Annotated in this window: 14 protein-coding genes; 4 read left to right on the plus strand and 10 right to left on the minus strand. The window is 34.6% G+C overall.

Annotated elements, in window-relative coordinates:
- Nucleotides 1-129: 129 nt before the first annotated feature.
- Nucleotides 130-333, plus strand: coding sequence for a hypothetical protein (locus IC221_RS03115; protein WP_188167562.1), 204 nt, complete (start codon nt 130-132; stop codon nt 331-333).
- A gap of 321 nt (nt 334-654) precedes the next feature.
- Here the strand turns inward: IC221_RS03115 and pgeF are convergent, their stop codons facing one another.
- From pgeF to IC221_RS03145, 6 genes are all read right to left on the minus strand, one after another.
- Complete coding sequence (gene pgeF, locus IC221_RS03120) at nt 655-1,446, minus strand: peptidoglycan editing factor PgeF (protein WP_188167563.1); 792 nt, start codon at nt 1,444-1,446, stop codon at nt 655-657.
- An 11-nt stretch (nt 1,447-1,457) separates the two neighbouring features.
- Nucleotides 1,458-2,192 carry a 1-(5-phosphoribosyl)-5-[(5-phosphoribosylamino)methylideneamino]imidazole-4-carboxamide isomerase gene (gene hisA / locus IC221_RS03125; RefSeq protein WP_188167564.1) on the minus strand — a complete coding sequence of 245 codons (735 nt, stop codon included), beginning with the start codon at nt 2,190-2,192 and terminating at the stop codon, nt 1,458-1,460.
- Nucleotide 2,193: 1 nt separating this feature from the next.
- Nucleotides 2,194-2,781, minus strand: coding sequence for an imidazole glycerol phosphate synthase subunit HisH (hisH, locus tag IC221_RS03130; protein WP_188167565.1), 588 nt, complete (start codon nt 2,779-2,781; stop codon nt 2,194-2,196).
- A 253-nt stretch (nt 2,782-3,034) separates the two neighbouring features.
- Nucleotides 3,035-4,891, minus strand: a complete 1,857-nt coding sequence (locus IC221_RS03135) for an alpha-amylase family protein (RefSeq protein ID WP_188167566.1) — start codon at nt 4,889-4,891, stop codon at nt 3,035-3,037.
- A 61-nt stretch (nt 4,892-4,952) separates the two neighbouring features.
- Entirely contained in the window at nt 4,953-5,198 is a 246-nt protein-coding gene (locus IC221_RS03140) for a hypothetical protein (RefSeq protein WP_188167567.1), read from the minus strand.
- Nucleotides 5,199-5,636: 438 nt separating this feature from the next.
- Nucleotides 5,637-6,098 carry a hypothetical protein gene (locus IC221_RS03145; RefSeq protein ID WP_188167568.1) on the minus strand — a complete coding sequence of 154 codons (462 nt, stop codon included), beginning with the start codon at nt 6,096-6,098 and terminating at the stop codon, nt 5,637-5,639.
- A 122-nt stretch (nt 6,099-6,220) separates the two neighbouring features.
- Here IC221_RS03145 and IC221_RS03150 point away from each other — a divergent pair, with 122 nt between their 5' ends.
- Nucleotides 6,221-7,861 (plus strand): ABC-F family ATP-binding cassette domain-containing protein, encoded by a 1,641-nt coding sequence (locus IC221_RS03150; protein ID WP_044204084.1) that lies wholly within the window; start codon nt 6,221-6,223, stop codon nt 7,859-7,861.
- A 485-nt stretch (nt 7,862-8,346) separates the two neighbouring features.
- Here IC221_RS03150 and IC221_RS03155 read toward each other — a convergent pair whose 3' ends face one another.
- From IC221_RS03155 to IC221_RS03165, 3 genes are all read right to left on the minus strand, one after another.
- Nucleotides 8,347-9,984, minus strand: coding sequence for an FAD-binding oxidoreductase (locus tag IC221_RS03155; protein WP_188167569.1), 1,638 nt, complete (start codon nt 9,982-9,984; stop codon nt 8,347-8,349).
- The gene (locus IC221_RS03160) at nt 9,968-11,620 is read right to left on the minus strand and encodes a glycerol-3-phosphate dehydrogenase/oxidase (protein ID WP_188167570.1); all 1,653 of its coding nucleotides are present in this window, start codon (nt 11,618-11,620) and stop codon (nt 9,968-9,970) included. The genes IC221_RS03155 and IC221_RS03160 overlap by 17 nt, the downstream gene beginning before the upstream one ends.
- A 71-nt stretch (nt 11,621-11,691) precedes the next feature.
- Nucleotides 11,692-11,964 (minus strand): SelT/SelW/SelH family protein, encoded by a 273-nt coding sequence (locus IC221_RS03165; RefSeq protein WP_188167571.1) that lies wholly within the window; start codon nt 11,962-11,964, stop codon nt 11,692-11,694.
- 101 nt (nt 11,965-12,065) lie between these two features.
- On the opposite strand from IC221_RS03165, the gene IC221_RS03170 reads away from it, so the two are divergent.
- Nucleotides 12,066-13,169 (plus strand): lactonase family protein, encoded by a 1,104-nt coding sequence (locus IC221_RS03170; RefSeq protein WP_188167572.1) that lies wholly within the window; start codon nt 12,066-12,068, stop codon nt 13,167-13,169.
- Between the two features lie 169 nt (nt 13,170-13,338).
- Here the strand turns inward: IC221_RS03170 and IC221_RS03175 are convergent, their stop codons facing one another.
- Nucleotides 13,339-14,340, minus strand: coding sequence for an META domain-containing protein (locus IC221_RS03175; RefSeq protein WP_223241277.1), 1,002 nt, complete (start codon nt 14,338-14,340; stop codon nt 13,339-13,341).
- A gap of 344 nt (nt 14,341-14,684) precedes the next feature.
- Here IC221_RS03175 and IC221_RS03180 point away from each other — a divergent pair, with 344 nt between their 5' ends.
- A complete protein-coding gene (locus tag IC221_RS03180; protein WP_188167574.1) occupies nt 14,685-15,053 on the plus strand; it encodes a hypothetical protein in 369 nt (122 codons plus the stop codon).
- Nucleotides 15,054-15,081 lie beyond the last annotated feature (28 nt).

Genomic DNA, 15,081 nt, shown 5'->3' on the forward strand with positions numbered 1-15,081 from the left:
GTCTGAGAACAACTTAATTTAGCATCTACTTATTAATATTTTAACTATTCGCAAATTTTAAGAGAGCGAAAGATCAGTTATTTAAATAACATTTATCCAATTAATAATAAAAGTGACCTTCTTGAACGCATGAAGAAACCTTTTGGGGGTATTTGGATGTTTGAATTATTGAAAGTTATTAGAATTGTTGCTTTTGAAGAGTATCCATATATCAAGAAAATTGTTTATGATTATTATGATGAATTGTTAGAAAATGAAGAAGTCGGTGCTGTTCTTTTGAGTAACAAAATTAGTAGTATAAAACATGAATTAGATTCATCCCCACTGTACTAAGATACTGTCTTAAAAAACGATTATTTTAATAGGATTATTTTTAGCTATAGCGGGCTCCTCTTTACACTGTTCGAAGTGTTAAGTCGATAGGTGTCACTTGTATCTAACAATCGGAAAAGTCTCCAGACTTCCGAATCAACTAAACAAATTTTATAAATCCTTTTATCAGTAACTATTGACCATTAATTTGTGGTGTAGGGAGTCAACAGACTCCTTCCAAATATAGACACAAGTGACGCCTCCGGCTTAACACTTGTGCCAGTTGGAGGATTAGAATATAAATTTGGGCGTTATTCCTGAGTTGGAGTTTTTATTGCGAATTTATCGAAGCACAATCGCTCCACCAAACCTTCCCGTTTGCCCAGGAGATGCTTTTCGAGCAGAGAAAAATCGTTCATCCGTATACGTGTCAAAAGGAAGAAATTCAATGTTTTCCTCAAGAATGCCTAAAGCACTACATTGTGATTTTTGAGCTTCTGTGATATTAAGGTAGGCTTTTTCAGGATTGGGGTGGGGTAGTAGAATTTTATCTCTATCATTTGGAAAAGCTTCTTCATATTGGATGATTACATCCTTTCCAATTTCATAGTTGGCTTCTTTGATAAATGGGCCGAAAGAGACTTTGATATCTTTTACCTCAGAATCAAAATCAGAAACCATTTGCTCTACCGCTTTTGTCAGAATTTTTAATACAGTTCCTTTCCATCCAGAATGCACCGCACCAATTACTTTTTTTATAGGATCAAATAATAGAATAGGAGTGCAATCAGCGGCTAAAGTCAGTAGTCCAATATTTTTTACATTGGTCAACATACCATCAGAATCAGGAAATGGGTTTTCCATTTTCAGGTATTGCTCCACATTATCTTTTGTGATGGAGTAGACTTTGTTAGTGTGTTTTTGGTCGGCAATGAAAAGGCGTTGACAGCCTAAAGTGTCTTTGATAATTACTCTGTTTTTAAGAACAGCCTCATGATCATCATGAAGCATATTGCCAAGGTTCAAAGAAGCAAAAGGAGGGGCACTAACCCCTCCATTTCTTGTGGTGATGAAATGATCAATCTGACCTTTGTATTCACTAAATTGTTCAAAAACTAAGGTTTCAATACTCATTTCTTACCCATTTATTTAGACATGTGTTGATATATATCTTCAATTGAGATTGTATTCTCATAAATAGCCTTTCCAACTACAACCGAAGGAATGCCAGCTTCTTCTAAAGCAATCAAATCATCAAACTTGCTTACACCGCCACTCGCAATTAATTCGATATGAGGGAAGTCTTTCATGATTTCACCATACAACTCAGTGTTAGGACCTTGCATCATTCCATCCTTTGAGATGTCAGTACAAAGTACTTTTGTAATACCTTTCTCTGTATAGTCTTTCAAGTATTCAAACAAAGGTAGTTTAGAATCCTCTTGCCATCCACTAACAGCAATCATTTTATTTTTAGCATCTGCCGCTAAAATGATTTTATCGTTTCCGAATTTACCAATCCAAGAAGTAAATTTTTCAACTTCCTTTACGGCAATACTTCCACATGTTACCATTGCAGCACCATGATCAAAAACTTTCTCTAAATCTTCATCTGATTGGATTCCGCCACCGAAGTCAACCACTAGTGAAGTGTTTTTCGTAATTCTTTCCAACACTCCATAATTGACTACTTGTTTTGCCTTAGCACCATCCAAGTCTACCAAATGCAATCTTTTGATTCCCGCATCCTCAAATTGTTTTGCGATAACCAACGGATCGTCAGCATAAATTTTCTTTTGATTATAGTCGCCTTGAGAGAGACGTACACATTTACCATCAATCAAGTCAATTGCTGGAATGATATCTATTTTCGTAGACATATTAGATTTTTGTTAGAAAGTTCTCTATAATTTTTTGTCCTACATCACCACTTTTTTCAGGGTGAAACTGTGCCGCGTAGAAGTTGTCTTTATGTAATGAAGCACTATAAGGATTGACATAATCTGTTACTGCAATTGTATTTTCACACAATTCAGCAAAATAGCTATGTACATAATAAACATAATCATCATTGCTGATTCCGTCATACAATGGTGTTTTTAAATCATGAATATTATTCCATCCCATGTGAGGAACTTTTAGTGTTTCGCTTTCAAATTTTTTGACATTTACATCAAAAATCCCAAGACAATCCGTATCTCTTTCTTCCGAATGCTTACACATTAACTGTAGACCAAGGCAAACCCCTAGTGTAGGTTGTTTTAAATCTTTGATCAATTGATCTAATTGACGTGCCTTAAGATAGTCCATTGCTGATTTTGCTTCTCCAACTCCAGGAAAAATCACCTTGTCGGCACTTTTCAACTCTTCAGCATTGTCTGTCAAGATGGGATCAATCCCTAAACGTTGCAATGCATAGCGTACTGATTGTACATTTCCCGCATTGTATTTTAAAATGGCAACTTTCATCTAACAGATAGTTTTATTGTTACGCAGTTACGCGATTTGAAATTTGAAAATCAAAATTAAAACTCTTTCTATAGAATGAAAAAAACATTACTATTTTTCATACAAAAAGGAGTGAAATCTACCAAATAAGTAGAAATCACTCCCTTTTTTTGAATTTATCTTATGTTGAGATGATTTTGTACTAAATCTATAAGTACTAAGACAAAAAATTAATTAGAATTCAAGATGATCTATTTTTGACTTAGCACTTCTCTTAGAATGAGAGGTATAAAGCACCATATTTTTTAATAGGAATACTTAAACCTCTTTCGTTGGCTTTATCAAAATCAATCTCAATTGAATCACCCGTAATCAAATCTTTTGCATTGATTTTTTTCTCATTGATTCCAATTAAGGTCAATACTTCATTTGGTATTATCACCTCTGTAGTAATGTCTCTGTTTTCAAAATTGGCAACAACCAAAACTTTGTCAGTATTTGTGTAACGAATAAAACTATAAGTTTTATCCACATTATACTGAGAATTTGTACGGTTAAACTGTTGTAAATCGATCAAATGGCCTTTACGAATTGCTTCAGAACCCTTCGCAGCTTTCAGTAAATTTTTATAGTCATTTCTAAGTGTTTTTTGGTTATCACTTAAAAGATCTCCATCATATTTGTGACCATTTACCCATTTTTGATGTTCAGGAATTCCCCAATAATCGAAAATTGTTGATCTACCATCATCACCACTGAAACCAGAAGCTCCAATAGCAGGTTCACCAACTTCTTGTCCAAAGTAAACCATTACAGGACCACTTCCTAAAGCCGCACTTACAGCCATACCAGGAATACCCAAAGCAGGGTCGCCGGCAAATTCTTTGGAAGCGATTCTTTGCTCATCATGGTTTTCTAAGAAACGTAACATATGATTATTAAAGCCATCCATATCTTTCCAAACTTTTGTAAGATTAGACAATGACGAACCGTTTCTGTCTTCCATCACTGCTCTCAGTGAATCATATACACCTACTTTGTCATAGAGGTAATCAAACTTACCATTGAAGATGTAATTCTTGTATTCTGTTGGGTTATAAACCTCAGCAATAAAACGTATTTTAGGATTGATTTTTTTGATTTTAGGAATCATCCAATTCCAATATTCAACAGGTACCATTTCAGCCATATCACATCTAAAGCCATCCACACCTTTTTCTGTCCAGTAGGTTAAAACAGCCAATGTTTTCTTCCAAGTAGAAGGAACATCACCATCGATATCAAATACTTTTTCACCATTTCCAGAAATATGATTTACTCCATAATTCAAACGAACCGTTTCAAACCAATCATTGACAGTTGGAGCAAATGTAACAGCACCATTTCCCGATACTTTCGCAGGTACTTCCTTAAATTTTCCATCTGATGTAGGGAATTTATCTCCTCCAAGAGGTTGGTATCCCTCAGGTATAACAAATGGCTTTCCTGGAATATAATAGAAGTTATTGTTAGCATCAAAACCCGTTTTAACGTTGTCTGAGGCTCCAAAATCTTCAACTCCTTTAGGTTTTTTATCTGAATGATATTTTCGGGCAACGTGATTGGGAACAAAGTCAATGATTACTTTTAGACCATTGTCATGTGTTCTCTTGATCAGTGCTTCGAACTCTTCCACTCTTTGGTCGACATTTACCGCCAAATCAGGGTTGACATCATAATAATCTTTGATGGCATACGGAGAACCCGCACGACCTTTTACCACATCAGCATCATCTAAAGGAATACCGAACTTTCGATAATCAGTGATCACCGCGTGCTCAATTACGCCAGTATACCAAACGTGAGTAGTTCCCAACTCTTTGATACCTTGTAAGGCTGCGTCATTAATATCATTAAACTTACCTATGCCATTATCATCAAGTGTGCCCCAAGGCTTATTGGTGTTATTTGTATTACCAAAAAGGCGGGTCATCATTTGATAGATGATGATTTTGTGGTCTTCAATTTTCTCGGTGGATTGGGATTCCCCCAATAATTTTTTCACTTTCTTTTCTTCTTTGTCGTGTGATGTAGAGCACCCAGCAAAAAGCATTGATAGGAGTGCTCCAAGGATAGTAATTTTTCTAATCATTTTATTTCAATAGAAGGAATTTATAAATAAAAAACAGCAATAATGGTTTTTGGGTTAGGTCTTATTCCTTTGCACCTTTCTTATTGTAAGGTCTTTTTTGGTTTAATGAGTTGGCGATTTTATATAAATCAACTTGCTCTAAAATCGTATCATAAAGGGATCTATGCTGATCAACATTTCTTAGATCATCTTGCATTTTTACCGCTACAGTGAAAGGATTGGTATCTTTTAATTGTTTCCTTAAAGCATTCAAGTAGTCTTTATCTTTTTTGATTGCATTTAAAACAATTTGCTCGATTTCATTCATATTGTAATAAGGGATAGGGATGAATTTTATGAAGTACCAAATCAAAAGTTCTTCATTACTTTTTAGGATTAAAATGCTTCAAAAGCCGTATCAATGTTGGTTTTATTAAGGTTTTTGAAAGACAGTAATAACGAAAAAGGATTAGAAGTAGTAAAAGGTAATTTTGATAGAGTACTTAGAAATATTATAAAGTAATAATAGTTAATTTTGAGTTGAATTTGAAATTAAATTACCATAATTTTTTGTAATAAGTTTTTACAAAAATGTGATTTATTTATTTCTTAAATTAAACCTTGTTTAAGGGAACTTTTTAGGGGTGATTTAATTAATTTTATCTTTAAAAATTAACCTAATATGGAAGTTGTTAATTTGATAAATAATAAAAAAGGCTCGATTAGTTTACATCAATCAAGCCTTCTTACAACCTTATGAATTCAGTTATTGAACAATTGGGATTTTTAATTGGTAAATATCCTTACTCCTTATTAGTTCGTAATTAACCCCTTCTACATTAAAATCATTGATTTCTGTATAGGAGCAACAATCGCCACTTTTTCGTTCAGCATCCACCGTGATCGTGCATAACGTCTCCCCGTCATATAAAAATTTGAAGGACACTTTCTGAGTTTTCCATCCAATGTCGCCTGTTGTAATAATATATCGGTCAGTGAGGTTTTCTCCATTGAATTCTAAGTCGTCATTTGTTTCTACAGAGAAAAGTTGTGGGTCATAAGTACCATTGATAAATAGGTCCTCATTACTATCCGCATCAATTAATTGAAAATTGAATGGTTGAGGGGGAGTAAAACAAGCAACATCTTCACATTTGTTGAAAATATCACATGATCCTGTTAGAAGTGTAACAAGAAGAAAGATTGCAAAATAGAGTTTTTTAGTCATGATTTAATTTGAGTTTACTTTCGCCTAAAGACAATTACGATTTCTCGTTTGACAAAATTATTTGACAACTTCTGATTTCTATCCGATTGAAACATTATCTTTGCTTCATTAAATAATAGACTATGATTTCAGTTGATAATTTAGCCGTTGAATTTAGCGGCCAGACACTTTTTAGTGATGTAAACTTTGTGATTAACCCCACTGATAAAATTGCCCTGATGGGGAAAAATGGTGCTGGAAAATCGACAATGATGAAAATAGTAGCGGGTGTTCAAAAAGCTACTAAAGGACAAGTGACGGCTCCAAAAGAAGCGGTTATTGCCTATTTGCCCCAACATTTATTAACTGAGGATAACTGCACTGTATTTGAAGAGGCCTCTAAAGCATTTCAACACATTTTTGAGATGAGAGATGAAATGGAGGGACTCAATAAGCAACTGGAAACACGTACAGATTATGAGAGCGATGAGTACATGAAAATCATCGAACGTGTGACGGATTTGAGTGAAAAATACTACGCAATTGAAGAGATAAATTATGACGCTGAAGTTGAAAAGGCTTTAAAAGGTCTAGGCTTTAAGCAAGACGACTTCCAACGTCAGACGAGTGAGTTTAGTGGTGGATGGAGAATGCGTATTGAATTGGCAAAAATCTTATTGCAAAAGCCCGATCTGATTTTACTGGATGAGCCTACCAACCATATTGATATTGAATCAGTGATTTGGCTTGAGGACTTCTTGGTCAACAAAGCCAATGCTGTAATGGTGATTTCTCACGATAGAGCTTTTATTGATAATATCACAAACCGTACTATTGAGGTGACAATGGGACGTATTTATGATTATAAAGCCAATTATTCTCACTATTTGGAATTAAGAGAAGATCGTAGAGCTCAGCAATTAAAAGCTTATCAGGAACAGCAGAAGTTCATCGCCGAAACGAAGCAATTTATTGAAAGATTCAGAGGTACTTATTCCAAAACGAACCAAGTGAATTCAAGAGAAAGAATGTTGGAGAAGTTGGAAATCATAGAGGTGGATGAGGTAGATACATCTGCATTGAAACTGAAATTTCCTCCTGCACCAAGATCAGGAGAGATTGCAGTGACAGTTACTGATGTTTCAAAATCTTATGACGATAAAGTAATTTTCAAAGATGCTAACATGTCGATCCGAAGAGGAGAGAAGGTTGCTTTTGTTGGGAGAAACGGTGAAGGTAAGTCAACAATGCTCAAATCCATTTTAAAAGAAATTGGTGTTGATGCTGGAGAAGCGGAACTGGGACATAATGTCAAGGTGGGTTATTTTGCTCAGAATCAGGCCTCTTTATTAGATCCAAAATTAACCATTTTCCAAACGGTTGATGAAGTGGCAAAAGGAGATATCCGAAAGCATATCAACAACATCCTAGGTCAATTTATGTTTGGTGGTGAAGATGTAGATAAAAAAGTGGGAGTGCTTTCTGGTGGTGAAAAGACACGTTTGGCCATGGTGAAATTATTATTGGAGCCTGTAAACCTTCTTATTCTCGATGAACCAACCAATCACCTTGATCTAAAATCAAAAGATGTTTTAAAAGAAGCATTAAAAGATTTTGATGGAACTTTAATATTAGTCTCTCATGATAGAGATTTCCTACAAGGTTTATCAGAAAAAGTATTCGAATTTAAGGAACAAAGAGTGATTGAACATTTCGAGACGATTGATGCCTTCTTAGAAAGGAACAGAATACAAAGTATTGCTGATATTAATCTCTCTAAGTAGTTCACTTTTAGATAGATGAGAAAAGATACGGCTAACGATTTATTCTTTAGCCGTATTTTTTTTGCTAATTTTTTAATCTTGGAGAAATCTAATTGAAATATTTGTAGTTTTTATAGGATAATATTGTTAATATTCTATTGTTATTTAGTTAATATTTGATTAAAAACTTACATTCGCTGACGTAAACTTCTACAAGACAAAAACTAAATTATTACTTTCATTAAAAACTAATCGGAAATGAACGACAAAAGGCTATTATTGTTATTGGGGCTAATTATTGCACCTCAAGCACTGCGTTATATGTTCGATGTAAAAACAAATCTTTTCTACATAACATTTCAATGCGTTGTGATTTTCTTGTTCTTCTTATTATTGTACAAGAAGGTAAAGGTCACTGAATAAGGCTTTTATAATAAAACCTCATTCTGTTTAAGGATGAGGTTTTATTTTTGAATTACATTATAAGTGTTTGATGTTGTGAGCTTTTAGTTCAACACACTCCCAGGATTCATAATGCCGTTAGGATCAATGATACTTTTAATGTTTTTCATTAAGTTATGATTGTTTTCTCCTACTTTTTCTTTCAACCAAGGTGATAGTGCCCTGCCAATTCCGTGATGATGAGAAAGTGAACCATTATTGGACAAAATCGTGTTCACTAAACCTTCATGAAATTGTTGGTAATCTTCTAAAGGTGCACTTTTATCCGTTGGAGAAATAAATGTAAAATAGAGATTCGCACCGTTTTCATAAACATGTGAAATATGGCACATACATACGGTTTTAGGTCTTGATTTTACATAGGTACGAACATTTTTCCAAAGCTTTTTCAGATCTTTCCAAAGCACTGACGTTTCAATTGTATCAGTCATCAACCCAAGGTCCATTAAAGGTTCTCGCATGTAGGCAGAATGGAAGCGTTGTGAAAGCCAATTTTTTGTAGGACGACTGCCAATAGATCTTCCTCCAAACTTCTTGGCTGTAGATTTTATCTTGTCCACTACAAATGAAGTGTAGTCCTTATCACCTTCAACTGAGATAAACATTAAAGACCTGCTATTTGGTTTATAGCCTATAGCTTGCAGTGCTTTATCTGAAAACGTTCCTTCAAAACCTTTCATTCTAAAGGCAACTTCCGTTTCTTCATGATCAGAAATACGGAACAAATGAGGTAATCCAAATTGACCTTGAATACAAGCTTTCATTGCCTCTTGTGCATTTTCAAAGTCTTTGAAAATGATACATGCATTTCTACGGTTTTTGAGCTCAAACTTTCTGATTTTGATTGTAGCTTGTGTAATCACGCCAAGTGTGCCTTCTGCACCAATAAATAAAGGCATAATTTCCCAACCTTGTGCAGCTTTAGGGTAGCTCTCATTTTCAATAATTCCCGTAGGTGTAATGGCTTTTATACTTAAAACCATATCTTCAATTTTACCATAACCTGTAGAACATTGTCCTGCACCTTTTGCTGCGATCCATCCACCTAAAGTAGAGAACTCGAATGATTGAGGGAAATGCCCGCAAGTATATCCTTTTTGATTTAAAAACTTTTCGAGGGCTGGGCCACTAATCCCCGCTTGTGCAGTGACGGTAAGACTTTCCTCATCCAATTGTATAATTTGGTTCAGATGTTTGGTCAAGTCCAGCGCAATTCCACCATCAGGAAGACCAATCCCTTTTGTTACTGACGATCTTAGTCCTTGTGGACAAATGGCTATTTTCCATTCATTACATTTCTGAACAATCAAATCAACTTGTGATTCATCATTGGGGCTTACTACTATGTCAGGCGGAGCGGTTACTTTACCCTGCCTTAACTCCATGAGTTCACCGTAGAACTTACCAGCAGCATGTTTTGCTCTATCAAAATCTGAAGTCTTAATATTTTCAGCTCCAACAATTTCTGTAAATTCCTTCACATATTTTGGTGCTAATTGAATTTCCTTTTCAATTGTAACCTCTTTTTCTCCAGGTAAAAATGTGGGTAAATTCACCTCAGAAATAGGAATACCGACAAGTTCTTGAATCGTTTTCTTGACATCATCAGTAAGCTCTTCGTTATAATTAGGATCACCCCATTTAAGAATTTGTCTGTAAGTGTTTTTAAGCAATGTTTTCATTTCTTTTGTCTAGATTTCGAATCAATTGATAATGGTTTAATAAGTTTTCTTTTTGTTGAATTAATTGTTCGTCGCTGTAATTCAATTTTTTCTTTAAAATTAAACTAATTTTTTGAATCAAAGCTTCAGAGGGTTGATGTAAAGTACCAAGCCCTGTTCTTCTTAAAAAAAGATCTTCCAGAGTGAACGCCATTTCATGATCAATAGCATAATAAATCTGAGCTACGACCTCTCCTTCATCAGAAAGCGTTTCAGTAATAGAATTAAAATGACTTTCAAGAATTTCTTTGGCTTCATCACCATACATATTGACCAAAGTGTCAATCTGTTGATGCGATGCTTTCGGAAATTCCTCCATTAAGTACTTTTTGTAATTTTCAATTTGTAATATACCACATCCAAAAAGAGGTTGTTTTGCGGTCTGTTCAGGCTTTTTGTTTAATGAAATCAGTGAAGAGATCTTTTCACCTAACAGTTCCGCTAAATGCCTTGAAGTAGTATATTTTCCACCTTCCACTGTCCATAGATTTTTGAAACCTTCTGAAGAGTGATCTAGTATTTCATGCTTTCTGGATTGATTATAAGTGTTTTCTGTGGTTTGATCAACCAAAGGTCTTAAACCACCATAATAATATGTGACGTCTTCTTTTTTGAGGATATCACTTCCATAGCAAGTATTGACTTCACTGATGAGCTCATCAATACTCTCTTGAGTTACCTTCCAATCTTCAACTTTACCTCTGTAGGGCTTATCAGTAGTTCCAATAATGGTGTGCCCCCTCCACGGCAGTAACATGATGTGTCTTCCCTTTGGTGTTACTAAAGCAACAGCATGTTTATTTCCTAGAGAAGGAGTGACAATATGAATACCTTCAGATCTTAAAGGAGTGGAGGGTCTTTTGGGAGAATTTTCAAGTTGTAAAATGGAATCCGTCCAAGCACCAGCACAATTGATGATCACGGTTCCGTTGAGTTGTACTTTTTTATTATGAATCAGATCGATGCCTTCAATACCCTTCACTGTATTATTGATCACTTTGAAGTCTGTAACTTTGCAATAATTACAAACTTCAGCACCATGAAACATGGCAGATTTAATAAAAGCCAACGTTAATCTTTCCGCATAAGCATTTTGACAATCGTAATAGACATAGCTTCCTAGCAGCCCTTCTTCTAGAATTGTTTTCTCTCTTATAATGGTTTTTCTTCGACTTAACGTTTGGTAGTTAGGAAGGGCATTCTCTTTTAATTTTGTATTCTTCTTATCATAGGATAGATAATCATACGCTTCCATACCTGCTTTGAGCATCAATTGGTCTTTCAAAGAATAAAAAGGAAGCATAAAGGGGATTGGTCTTACAAAATTAGGGGCAATGTCCGACAGGTAGCGTCTTTCTTTTAACGATTCTCGAACAAGACCTATTTCTAAGTTTTTGAGGTAACGTAAACCTCCATGAATCAGCTTGGAAGTGGCAGCGGAAGTACCACTACCAAAATCACTTTTTTCTAACAAGGCAACAGATGCTCCTTTTAGACTTAATTCATAAGCAATGGAAGCACCTGTAATTCCGCCTCCAATGATGATAGCATCATAGTGAGGTGCAGAAAAACCTCTATGAGTCATAGGGTGTTGCATAAGTGTTTATTTATTGGTTTGGTTCCCAAAAAATAACGAATGCAATTCGTATTTCAATAGAAATCATTCATTTATTTGTCCGTGTGCCCTAGTGATCTTTCAGGATCGATTAAATTACGGATGGTTTGTTTGACTTTTTTAGGCTCCGGAAAACCTTGCTCTTTTCTATCCCAAACTTGCTGTTCATTGACATAGATTTTAAAGACACCACCGTTAGTAGGTCTTAAACTGATTTCTTCTATTTCGTTATTAAAAGTATACAGTAATTCTTGTTGAAGCCAAACTGCTCTAGGTGTCCACTGACATAGTGTACAATATTCAATCGTAATTTTAATCTTCTCCATTATTCTTTTTCTATCTATAAATGATGGTTGTTTATAGAAATAAAAGTAAATAAATATTACATTTTTTGTACTTTGGAGCCTTAAATAAAATAAATAAAGAGATGAAAAAATTATTGATAACTTTTTTAGCATACTTACTTTCTACCCCAATCTTTTCACAAAATAATTTTTATGTAGGAACCTATACTAGCACTAAATCGGAAGGAATTTATAAAATGCATATTGATGTAAAAAACAACAAACTGATTTTGGATGGTGTTGCCGCTAAATCGGATCAGCCTTCCTATCTGGCTTTTTCAAAAGACCATCAATATGTAGTTGCTGTCAATGAAAATTCTGACAATAAACTACCAGGTAAGGATGGACAAGTGAGTTTATTCAAAGTGGATAAGGCTTCTGGAAATCTTACTTTTGTAAATCAGGTGAATAGTGGAGGAGCTCACCCTTGTCATGTATCACTTGATGATCAAAATAACGTTTTTGTAGCCAATTACTCTGGAGGAAATGTGGGCGTTTTTAAAATTAAAGATGGAGTTTTAGAGGAGAAGTCCTCTTTAGTTCAGTACGAAGGAAAAGGTCCAAGAACAAACAGACAAGAAGCAGCGCACGCTCACTTTTCAAATTATGTAGCTCAAAAGGAAAGAGTATATACAGTGGATTTGGGTAGTGATAAAGTACATGAGTATAAAGTAGTAAATGGAGCACTAGAAGAGACGAATTCAATAGCAATTACACCTGGCGGCGGTCCTCGTCATTTGGTATGGTCAAAAGGAGGGAAGTTCCTTTATGTACTTAATGAACTGTCTTGTTCAGTATCTGCTTATGCAATGTCTGAAAGTGGTTATGAATTGAAAGAAGAAATTTCTACTCTTCCATCGGATTTTGATAAAAGCAAGTTAAATACATGTGCGGCCATCAAAGTTTCAAAAGATGGTAAATTCTTGTACGCGTCTAACAGAGGTCATAATAGCATAGTGGTATATAGAATTGATCAGAAAACAGGTAAGTTGAAAAACTTAGGTTTTGTTCCTACTCACGGTGATTCACCAAGAGATTTTAGTATTAGCCCAAAACAAGACTTTGTAGTGGTATCGAATCAGCAATCTAATAATGTAGTTTTATTAAAAAGAAATAAAAAGACAGGAATGTTAGAATATAAAGACGAGGTGGAAGTGCCATTACCTGTTAATGTTGTTTTTTGGTAGAACCTATTATTGTCTTTGATCAGAAGTAAAAGCACAATAACATCCTTGAAAGGAAAAAAATAAACCCTGATGTAAAACATCAGGGTTTTTAGCTTAATGATAAAATAGTATTGATTTGGATTTTGAGTCCGTGTACTTGTGTCTAATGACCAAGTACCATTCTATTGCATTATTTTCGTTTGGCTTTGATCAGCAATTGATCACCGCTGTATAAATAAAGTTCTTTATCCTTTACTTCGTAACGGTCAACTTTATCCACTTGCATGAAGAATGCTCCTTCAACATCATTTTCAGGACACATCATTCTAGTCGCTGCCAAAGGACCAATTTTTATTTTTGTAGAATAGGCATCTAGCTCAAATTTCCCTTTGAAATTATTACAGCTGCCAGTACCATTGGCTTCAAGATCTTTCGATAAAAAGAAATTGGGTATGTTACCACCTAAATCAGCAACGCCTTCGATTTGAGTTACTTCCCAATTTCTAAATAAATCTCTATGATTTTCCCCTTTTTTAGCGGTTACAAGCACTTCATCATTTTTGAATAATGTCAGTACTTCACCTTCAACTTTAAACTTGTTGAACTGCTCCAATACTTTACCAAGGGCACGCTCATGTTCAGCCACTTCTTCACAGTACATCATCGTTGACATAAATGGACCGGCACTCAAAGTATCTGCTTCAGCATCATACTTCATTGATCCACCTAAACCGTTACAACCGGCATATCCTGAAATTCTCCCCGTGGCAGGGTCAAAAGCAATATATGTTTTTAAAGGATCTGTCGTTTTTCCTTCTAAGTTTTCAATGACCCATGTTCCTTCAAGTGTCATATATGGATCCTGTTTTTCTTTCAATACTTTTACAAGTTTATATTTTAGGGAAGAAGCATCTGCAGGAGGGTTTTCAACTTCAGTCATTGCCACTTCTATTTGGTATTCATATCCTTCTTTATATTCAAAGCCTTCTATTGTACCATAGAAATTGCTCCACTCTTCTGCTCCGTCTTCTTTGATCTGATAGCATTTTTGAGGACCAACACCTGTGCAATCCACTTTTTTACTGCCTATAATTAAAGTTTTAGTAGATAAATTAGGTTGTTTTGATGTTGCACAACTGATTAATGAACCGATGCTTATTATAAATAAAGCGAATTTTAGTACTTTTGTCATGTTATTTAATGTAGTTATGTTGAGTAAAACTAAACGATACAAATACGTTTGAGTTTTTTTTAAAATCATTTATTAAGACATTACTTTTTAAATATACTGTAAACCAGTCAGTTATTTGAGATTAAAAATAGTTAAAAGAAATAACGATTAGACCATAATAGAAAAAAGATTAGGTATTTATTTATAAAAAAGATAAGCGGTTCTATTCGACTTAAAGTTTGACAGAAACAATAACGTTCAATGATCAAAAGAATATTAAAGAGGTTTTATCCCTCTTAATTAATTCTAAATTTTTGTTCTAAGTATTTTTTTATTTGTCGTTATAGTAGAAGAATCAAAGTATTATGACAAGATATATTATCAATATCCTAACATTGTTGTGTATTTGCTGCTTTTTGCACTCTTGTAGTCAAGAAGAAGAATCATCACTGACAACATGTGACAATGAAGGAGTATCCAATAGGGTCAGAGAATTTGAAGAGGTTCTTAATAGAGCGGTAAGTGATTCTGATTGTGAAACCATACTATCAACAAGTACGGAGACGGTAGAGTTTATAGATGATAACTATAATTGCCTTATTATCTATTATGTGTTGAGGGATAATGGTATCGAGACCGATAGAGAAGCAGAAGATCACTTAGCAAATATAAAAGAATACGTTTTAGGCCTGAGCCACCAATGTGAAACAGAGATTGCACCTAGTTTTAACTAGGCGTACATCCCATTTATTTTTATAGAGG

The organism is Flammeovirga sp. EKP202, assembly GCF_014534745.1.
Taxonomy (GTDB): domain Bacteria; phylum Bacteroidota; class Bacteroidia; order Cytophagales; family Flammeovirgaceae; genus Flammeovirga.